The sequence below is a fragment of the Rhizobium sp. P1_E6 genome (assembly GCF_056405875.1).
Window position 1 is genome coordinate 1 of the sequence record NZ_JBFUBG010000364.1, and the last position, 583, is coordinate 583.

1 protein-coding gene is annotated in these 583 nt (G+C 50.5%); it reads left to right on the forward strand.

Translation table 11 applies throughout. The features are described 5' to 3' along the window. Positions 1 to 112 precede the first annotated feature (112 nt). Entirely contained in the window at positions 113 to 346 is a 234-nt protein-coding gene (locus AC1D35_RS36765) for a hypothetical protein (protein ID WP_113335381.1), read from the forward strand. Positions 347 to 583 lie beyond the last annotated feature (237 nt).

Genomic DNA, 583 nt, shown 5'->3' on the forward strand with positions numbered 1-583 from the left:
TTCCTATCCAGGAGGAATATCATGAGGCAGATCGAACTCTAAGCGCATAAGCGCGAGTTCATGCTTTCGCTTGTGCGCCAAGCCCGAACTTCATCGAGCATTTGGAGCACTTATGCGAGTTATCGCGACCACGCCGTTCGTCGGCGGAGATGTCTTTGACGTGAATTCCGAGATCGGCGGAACTTTCACAGTTTCTATTATTGAGGAATTTGGTAACGACTCTGTCCTCGTCCGTATTCTGTACGGCGAAATCACGGAATACGGCTGGAAATCTTTCGGTCTGTTTGACGGAAAAACTTTCCACACTAACAGAGAGCGTCTTACCAATAGGCGCACTTTGCGCTGAATTTCCTCTGGCCATCCCTCAAACCACGGGGATGGCCGCTTYTGGCCGAAAACAACCTTGTGTTGTAGAACGCCTTTCGTTCCTAGCGTCTTCCAACTGTCATTTTCGGAGAGCATTCTGCAATCTGCAGCAATTGATCGTGGCCAAGCCGGTAGGTCGGCCAGGAGGCTCAATGGTGCAGACACCTGACAGGATGCGTTCCAAGGGAATTAATTCCGCTTAATCAAGCTGGTCGAC